Source organism: Rhodococcus sp. CX (assembly GCF_015865005.1).
Lineage (GTDB): Bacteria > Actinomycetota > Actinomycetes > Mycobacteriales > Mycobacteriaceae > Rhodococcus.
Genome location: NZ_JADZGH010000265.1, coordinates 19,585 through 27,239, shown reverse-complemented (window position 1 = coordinate 27,239; position 7,655 = coordinate 19,585). Strand labels below are relative to the sequence as shown.

General features: G+C 68.8%; 7 protein-coding genes and 1 pseudogene. 5 read left to right on the top strand and 3 right to left on the bottom strand.

The genetic code is table 11. From position 1 onward, the window contains the following. A partial coding sequence (locus tag I0Q12_RS34325) for a response regulator transcription factor (protein WP_231611706.1) occupies nt 1-219 on the top strand: 219 nt, incomplete at its 5' end. Between the two features lie 78 nt (nt 220-297). Here I0Q12_RS34325 and I0Q12_RS29700 read toward each other — a convergent pair. Continuing rightward, nucleotides 298-1,149, bottom strand: a complete 852-nt coding sequence (locus I0Q12_RS29700; RefSeq protein ID WP_197257360.1) for a formate/nitrite transporter family protein — start codon at nt 1,147-1,149, stop codon at nt 298-300. Nucleotides 1,150-1,360: 211 nt separating this feature from the next. On the opposite strand from I0Q12_RS29700, the gene I0Q12_RS29695 reads away from it, so the two are divergent. Genes I0Q12_RS29695 through I0Q12_RS29685 form a run of 3 tightly spaced genes read left to right on the top strand, consistent with a single transcriptional unit; the run spans nt 1,361 to nt 5,175 of the window. Further along, the gene (locus tag I0Q12_RS29695; protein ID WP_197257358.1) at nt 1,361-2,392 is read left to right on the top strand and encodes a 6-phosphofructokinase; all 1,032 of its coding nucleotides are present in this window, start codon (nt 1,361-1,363) and stop codon (nt 2,390-2,392) included. Between the two features lie 43 nt (nt 2,393-2,435). After that, complete coding sequence (gatB, locus tag I0Q12_RS29690; RefSeq protein ID WP_197257356.1) at nt 2,436-3,944, top strand: Asp-tRNA(Asn)/Glu-tRNA(Gln) amidotransferase subunit GatB; 1,509 nt, start codon at nt 2,436-2,438, stop codon at nt 3,942-3,944. 25 nt (nt 3,945-3,969) lie between these two features. After that, a complete protein-coding gene (locus tag I0Q12_RS29685; protein WP_197257354.1) occupies nt 3,970-5,175 on the top strand; it encodes a cation:proton antiporter in 1,206 nt (401 codons plus the stop codon). Nucleotides 5,176-5,317: 142 nt separating this feature from the next. Here the strand turns inward: I0Q12_RS29685 and I0Q12_RS29680 are convergent, their stop codons facing one another. Further along, nucleotides 5,318-6,469 (bottom strand): sorbosone dehydrogenase family protein, encoded by a 1,152-nt coding sequence (locus tag I0Q12_RS29680; RefSeq protein ID WP_197257352.1) that lies wholly within the window; start codon nt 6,467-6,469, stop codon nt 5,318-5,320. Nucleotides 6,470-6,546: 77 nt separating this feature from the next. On the opposite strand from I0Q12_RS29680, the gene I0Q12_RS29675 reads away from it, so the two are divergent. Next, complete coding sequence (locus tag I0Q12_RS29675; protein WP_307846628.1) at nt 6,547-7,299, top strand: DoxX family protein; 753 nt, start codon at nt 6,547-6,549, stop codon at nt 7,297-7,299. Nucleotides 7,300-7,344: 45 nt separating this feature from the next. On the opposite strand, the pseudogene I0Q12_RS29670 reads toward I0Q12_RS29675, so the two are convergent. Further along, nucleotides 7,345-7,655: pseudogene (locus I0Q12_RS29670) on the bottom strand (dihydroxy-acid dehydratase); the annotation flags it as partial.

Here is a 7,655-nt window from a genome sequence, read left to right as displayed (position 1 = left end):
CGTCGCAGCACCGCGCTCGACGTGCTGACCCCGCGCGAGACGGAAGTGCTCGAGCTGATCGCGCACGGCCTGTCGAACCAGGAGATCGCGCAACGGTTGTTCGTCGCCGAACAGACGGTCAAGACGCACGTCGGCAAGGTGCTCGGCAAGTTGCATCTGCGGGACCGCGCGCAGGCGGTCGTGGTGGCCTACGAGTCGGGGCTGGTCGTGCCCGGGTGACGGTCGGATCGGAACCGCGAAGGGGCCGGGCGTCCCGACCACGCCCGGCCCCTTCGTTATCCGCGGAAGTGTTCGCGATCAGACCGTTTCGGTCTCCCGCTCTGGTGCGGGCGCGATCTCGACGGTGGCCCGCTTCGGCTGGGTGCGGACGTGGGTCGTGTAGATGGCCAGGCCGACGAAGACCAGTCCGCCCACGAGATTGCCGAGCACCGTCGGGATCTCGTTCCACACGAGGTAGTCGACGAGGGTGAAGTCGGCGCCGAGGAGCAGGCCGGACGGGAACAGGAACATGTTGACCACGGAGTGCTCGAATCCCATGTAGAAGAACAGCATGATCGGCAGCCACATGCCGAGAACCTTGCCGGTCACGTTCTTCGACATCATCGCGGCGACCACACCGGTCGAGACCATCCAGTTGCACAGCACGCCGCGCAGGAACAGCGTCGCCATGCCCGCGGCGCCGTGTTCGGCATAGCCGACGGTGCGTGACTCGCCGATGGTCATCAGCTTCTCGGCCACCTCGTTCGGCGGAATCGAATATCCGTAGGTGAGCACGAACGTGATGATCACGGCGACCATGAACGCCCCGGCGAAGTTGCCGACGAACACCAGTCCCCAGTTGCGCAGGACGCCGCCGATCGTCACGCCCGGACGGCGGTCCAGGTACGCGACCGGCGCGAGCGTGAACACCCCGGTGAGCAGGTCGAAACCGAGCAGGTAGAGCAGGCAGAAACCGACCGGGAACAGGGCCGCTCCGAGCAGGGCGTTACCGGTCTGGACGGTCACGGTGACCGCGAAGGCCGCGGCGAGGGTGAGCAGCGCACCGCCCATGAACGCGCGGATCAGCGTGTCGCGGGTGGACGTGAGGACTTTGCTATGGCCGGCGTCGACCATTGCACGGGCCAGCTCGGCCGGTGGGACATAGGACACGGCAAACCTCCTGTGGGATCGGAGAAAGTGTCGAGGGCCGCGGTGACCGGTGTGTTGCCTCGCCGTAAGTGCGCGTTGCGTTCCGCTCAGCGTGATCGCGGGCTCTCTGTGAGACTTTGCAGCGGGGCAACGTGGCCGATCGAGATGACGCTCACGCCGCTTGCGGGCAGGATGACAGGAGCGACACGGATCCTCTGCAACGGAGGCGTACATGACGAAGGTCGGGATTCTCACCAGCGGCGGCGACTGCCCCGGACTCAACGCGGTGATCCGCGGCGCGGTTCTGAAGGGGGAGACCGTGTACGGCCAGGAGTTCGTCGGATTCCTGGACGGATGGCGCGGACTCGTCGAGGGCGATGCGATGCCGCTCGACCGCAGTTCGGTGCGGGGCCTGTCGAACCAGGGCGGCACGATCCTCGGCACCAGCCGATTCGGGCCGTATCAGGGACCGCAGGGCGGCGCGCAGAACATCGCCCGCACCCTCGAGAAACTCGGTGTCGACGCGGTGGTGGCGATCGGCGGAGAAGGCACCGCGGCGGCGTCGAAACGACTGTTCGAGGAAGGAATCCCGATCGTCGGGGTTCCCAAGACGATCGACAACGACCTCGGCCGCACCGACTACACGTTCGGATTCGACACGGCCGTCGAGATCGCCACCGTCGCCATCGACCGCTTGCGCACCACCGGTAACTCGCACAAACGCTGCATGGTGCTCGAAGTGATGGGGCGGCACGCCGGGTGGATCGCCCTGCACTCGGGTACCGCGGGCGGCGCGCACGCGATCCTCATTCCCGAGCACCCGGAGAGCATCGACCAGATCTGCGCGTGGACGACGAGTGTGCGCGACCGCGGTCGTGCCCCGATGGTCGTCGTCGCCGAGGGCTTCACGCTGCCGGACATGACCGAGGCCCACTCGCACAAGGGTCTCGACGGATTCGATCGTCCGCGCCTCGGTGGTATCGCCGAGATCCTGGCCCCGATGATCGAGGAACGCACCGGCATCGAGACCCGTGCGACGGTGCTCGGCCACATCCAGCGCGGGGGAGTGCCCACCGCGTTCGACCGGGTCCTGGCGACACGGCTCGGTATGGCCGTCACCGATCTCGTCGCCGACGAGGACTGGGGTCACATGGTGGCGCTGCACGGCACCCGCATCGTCCGCGTCGGGTTCGACGAGGCGCTCGCGCACCACAAGTTGGTGCCGGAAGAGCGATACCAGGAGATGCGGGTTCTGTTCGGCTGAGTGGTGGTGAGTGGGTCGGGTGGCGGCGTCTAAAATCGACCGCATGACTGCCGCCATGTCCGATGATCTGCTCGCCTACGACGACGTGCTCGCGAAGTTCGAGCCCGTGATGGGCATGGAGGTGCATGTCGAACTGCACACCGCCACCAAGATGTTCTGCGGCTGCCCGACCACGTTCGGTGCCGAGCCCAACACGCAGGTGTGCCCGGTGTGCCTGGGCCTGCCCGGATCGCTGCCCGTCGTCAACCAGGCTGCCGTCGAATCCGCCATCCGCATCGGCCTGGCGCTGAACTGCGAGATCACCCCGTGGGGCCGGTTCGCGCGCAAGAACTACTTCTACCCGGATCAGCCGAAGAACTACCAGATCTCGCAGTACGACGAGCCGATCGCGACGAACGGCTACCTCGACGTCGTGCTCGACGACGGCACCACGTGGCGGGTCGAGATCGAACGCGCCCACATGGAGGAGGACACCGGCAAGTCGCTGCACGTCGGCGGCGCGACCGGACGCATCCACGGTGCGAGCCACTCGCTGCTGGACTACAACCGGGCCGGCGTGCCGCTCGTCGAGATCGTCACCAAGCCGATCGTCGGCGCCGGTGAGCGTGCCCCCGAGGTTGCCCGCGCCTACGTCACCGCGCTGCGCGATCTGCTGAAGGCCCTCGACGTGTCGGACGTGCGCATGGACCAGGGCTCGATGCGCTGCGACGCCAACGTCTCGCTCAACCCGATCGGCGCGGACGAGTTCGGTACCCGCACCGAGACCAAGAACGTGAACTCGCTCAAGTCCGTCGAGGTCGCGGTCCGCTACGAAATGCGCCGCCAGGCGGCGGTGCTCGTGGCCGGTGGCACGGTGGTCCAGGAGACCCGCCACTTCCAGGAGGCCGACGGCACGACCTCGCCCGGTCGCCGCAAGGAAACCGCAGAGGACTACCGCTACTTCCCGGAGCCGGATCTCGAGCCGGTCGCTCCGAGCGCCGAGTGGATCGAGGAACTGCGCGGCACCCTGCCGGAGCTGCCGTGGCTGCGCCGCGCCCGCATCCAGAAGGAATGGGGTGTCTCCGACGAGGAGATGCGCGACCTGGTGAACGCCGGTGCTCTCGACCTGGTGATCGCGACGACCGAGGCCGGGGCGCCCGCGTCCGAGGCCCGGTCCTGGTGGGTCGCCTACCTGACGCAGCAGGCCAACGCCCGCGAGGTCGAACTCGCGGATCTGCCGATCACCCCGAAGCAGGTCGCGAAGGTCATCGCGCTGGTCGCCGACGGCAAGCTCACCAACAAGCTCGCGCGGCAGGTCGTCGACGGTGTCCTCGCCGGCGAGGGCGAACCCGAGGAGGTCGTGGCCGCTCGCGGACTCGAGGTCGTGCGCGACGACTCGGCACTGCAGGCCGCGGTCGACGAGGCGCTCGCCGCGAACCCCGACATCGCCGACAAGATCCGCTCCGGCAAGGTCCAGGCGGCCGGCAAGATCGTCGGCGACGTCATGAAGGCCACCCGCGGCCAGGCCGACCCGGCGCGCGTCAAGGAACTCGTCATCGCCGCGTGCAGTTGATCTTGAGCCGCTAACGTAGCGGTTCATGGATGCCGCAGTCGCCACTTCACTGTTCTGGATCGTCGTGGCGGCCGTGGTCGCGCCGCTCGTCGCGGGAGCCGTGCCTCGCCGGCTCGTGCCGGAAGTGGTGCTGCTGCTCGTCGCGGGGGTCGTCATCGGCCCCAACGCGCTCGGCTTCGCCGAGGTCGACGGCGGGATCGAGATGCTCCGCGAACTCGGTCTGGGGCTGCTGTTCCTGCTCGCCGGCTACGAGATCGATCCCGCCGAGCTGCGCGGTCGCGGTGGTCGCCGCGCGCTGATCACGTGGTGCGTGTGCATGACACTGGCCCTGGCGACCGTCGCAGTGCTCGGCGCGGCCGGTCTCGTGAATGCCGAGGTCGCCGTCGCGATCGCGTTGACGTCGACCGCGCTGGGCACTCTGCTGCCGATCCTCGCGGACCGCGGGCTCGTCGACACCCCGCTCGGGCGGTCGGTGCTCAACCACGGAGCGGTCGGCGAGCTGTTGCCGGTGATCGCGATGGCGACGCTGCTGGGCGCGCGCGGTGCGCTCGGATCCCTGCTGGTCCTCGCGGCGTTCGCGGTGGTCGCCGTGATCGTGGCACTGCTGCCGCCGCGGATCCTGCGGGAAGGATCGCAGTTCCTGGCATTCGTGCGACGCACCTCGATGACCACCGCCCAGACGTCGGTCCGGTTGACGATGCTGCTGCTCGTCGGGCTCATCACCCTCGCGGTCGTGTTCGACCTGGACGTGATCCTCGGCGCGTTCGCCGCGGGATTCATCCTGCGCCGGGCGATTCCGACCGGCGACGTGCTGCTCGAGACGAAACTCGACGGACTTGCCTACGGGTTCCTCATCCCGATCTTCTTCGTCACCTCCGGGATGGCGATCGACGTGGGTGCCGTCGTCGAGAAACCCGGTGTGCTGATTGCGTTCCTGCTGTTGCTGATTCTGGTCCGGGGTGTGCCGGTGTTCGTGTCCGCACGCCTCGACCGCGAGTCCCGCTTCGACACCGCGGAGCAACTGCAGATCGCGCTGTACTCGACGACCGGGCTCCCGCTCATCGTCGCCGTCACCGGGGTCGCGGTCTCGGCGGGGGAGATGACGAACGGCAGTGCGTCGATTCTCGTTGCGGCCGGGGCGATCACAGTGCTGATACTTCCGATGGTCGCGGGGCTGCTCCAGCGATCCGATCGGCCGCAGTCGGTGAGTTCGTCGGACGCCGGTCGCTGAGGCTGCGAATAATCCCGAATTCACGACGTGTTTCGGAATTCGCCCACGCTGTAGCGTGAGCGAATTCGCATCCACCGCGTCGATTGTCGCCCAGGGTGATTCTCCGGGACGCGCGACGGCGACGTCCGACGGTCTTTCCGACTCAGTCGAATCCGCCGCCACCGGCCGGGAACTGGATGCGCACGACGCGATCGTCGTTCGGCCCCGGCTGGCCGCCGTCCTTGTTGACGGTCGAGACCCACAGCAACCCGTCGACACCGGCCGACGCGCCACCCAGCCGCCCGTACCTGTCCTGCGCCGCGAGCACCGGGGCTGCGGTGACGGCGCCGGTACCCGGGTCGGTGGCGACCACCGACACCGCCTTGCCGTCGGTCAGCGAGATCGCCACCGCATCGGGGCCGGCCGCGCATCCGGCGAGGCCGGGACGGTCCGGCCACGTCCACACCGGCGCGCCCGCGACGGAACCGTCCGACCCCACCCGCTGCAACCGGTCCTCGAGCGGCGTGCGGTCGGTGACCCACAGATTGCCGATCGGGTCACGGCACACGTCGCCGGCCGTTCCGATGCCGGACAGCACCACCGTCGGTGCGGGGGCAGGACCGCCCGGGGCGGGCAGCGGCACGCGCAGCAGCTTCCCGGCCAGTGACGCGGGATCTGTTGCGGCAGCAGGGTTTCCGACGTCTCCGGTGAGGACGGCCAGTTCGGTGGGGGTGACGAACTCGATGGCGCCGGCGTTACCGTTCGCGCCGCGTGGGATGCCGGTGAACACGTCCTTGGGAACGTCGCCCGCGGCGATGCGCACCACCCGGTTGTCGGACGGTGTGGTGATGTACGCGTAGAGCAGCCGGTCCTCGCCGTAGGTGGGGGACAGCGTCAGATCGAGGAGGCCTCCGTCGCCCGAGCCGTCCACCGGGATCGTCGCGATCTCGACGGGTTCGGTGCCGGGGGCGACCTGCAGGATCCGCCCGGTGCGCCGCTCGGCCACGAACGCGGAACTGCCGTCCGGCACGGTGACGAGCCCCCCGGTGGTGTCGAGGCACGTGGCGACGACCGCGGGGTCCGGATCCACACACGGGCCGGGAGGCACCGGAGGGACGGACGGTGTCGTCGACGTGGTCGGTGACTGCTCGAGCGGGCCGATGTCGGCGCCGCCGTCGAACGACGGTTCCGGTGTGAACGGGGTCGTGGCCGCATCGTCGAACCGGGCGCACGACGTGACCGTGGCGAACAGGCCGAGTGCCAGTACCAATGTCGGCAGTCGCCGCGAACCCCTCAACCGCGCACCCCTCGTCATGCCGCAAACGTTACCGGCACGCCGAGCGTCTCCTCGGTTCCCGGGTGCTCCCCGCCGCGCGACCTACGCTGGACCACGTGAGCGACAAGGCGAAAGACCCCGTCCCGGAACCGGCGCCGTACGAGAATCCGACGCTCGAGCTGAACCGTCCACGTTCGTCGATGCTCGAATCCGACGACGACCTCGACCTGGACCAAAGGTCGTTCGAATCCCGCTCCGCCGGGGCGTACGACGGCCCCACCGACCCGATCCATCGGCCGGAGATGCCGGTCGCGCCGGGATCGTACGAGGAGCCGGAACCGGTTGCCGCTGTGCCCCCGAAGGTGCGGCGCGGCACCCTCGACCTCGGTTTGCTGATCCTGAGGCTGGCCGTCGGCGGCATCATGATCGTGCACGGGCTGCAGAAACTCACCGGATGGTGGGATGGACCCGGACTCGACGGATTCGAAGCGCTCGTCGAGGGCGCCGGCTACCGGTACTCGGAGATCCTCGCGATCGTCGGTGCGATCGGGGAGGTCGCGGCGGGGACCCTGCTGGTCCTGGGCCTGCTGACACCGCTCGCAGCGGCCGCCGTGGTCGCGATCATGATCAACGCCGTGCTGTTCAAACACCACCTCGAACCGGGCCTGCAGTACTTCGCGGCGGAGCAATCCGGTGTGGAGTTCGAGATACTGCTCGGGGCGGCGGCGGTGGCGATCGTGCTGACCGGTCCCGGCCGGATCGCCGTCGACGGAGCACGTGGCTGGGCGACGCGCCCGTTCATCGGATCGTTCGTGGCACTGCTGCTCGGCGTCGCCGGCGGCGTGTGCCTCTGGCTTTTCGTGCGCTGACGCGCTCGTGCGCGGTTTCGGTAGCCGGAGCTACCGAAACCGCGCACGAGTACGAGCTACGGGAGCTGGCGGACGGCACCCTTGTCGGCGGCGCTCGGCGAGCACCTCGTCGTCGACGAGCACCTCGAGGGTGCGGGAGGCGACGTCGATGCGGATGCGGTCACCGTTCTCGACGAGACCGATCACACCACCGGACGCGGCCTCGGGGGAGACGTGCCCGATGGACAGACCCGACGTGCCACCGGAGAAGCGGCCGTCGGTGATCAGCGCGCACACCTTGCCGAGGCCGACGCCCTTGAGGAAGGACGTCGGGTGCAGCATCTCCTGCATGCCGGGACCACCCGCGGGGCCCTCGT

What these genes read in the sequence shown, in the direction of transcription:
- I0Q12_RS29685 (WP_197257354.1), top strand. Translation starts at nt 3,970, where the DNA reads ATGGATGCCGCAGTCGCCACTTCACTGTTCTGGATCGTCGTGGCGGCC.
- I0Q12_RS29680 (WP_197257352.1), bottom strand. Translation starts at nt 6,469, where the DNA reads ATGACGAGGGGTGCGCGGTTGAGGGGTTCGCGGCGACTGCCGACATTG.
- I0Q12_RS29695 (WP_197257358.1), top strand. Translation starts at nt 1,361, where the DNA reads ATGACGAAGGTCGGGATTCTCACCAGCGGCGGCGACTGCCCCGGACTC.
- gatB (WP_197257356.1), top strand. Translation starts at nt 2,436, where the DNA reads ATGACTGCCGCCATGTCCGATGATCTGCTCGCCTACGACGACGTGCTC.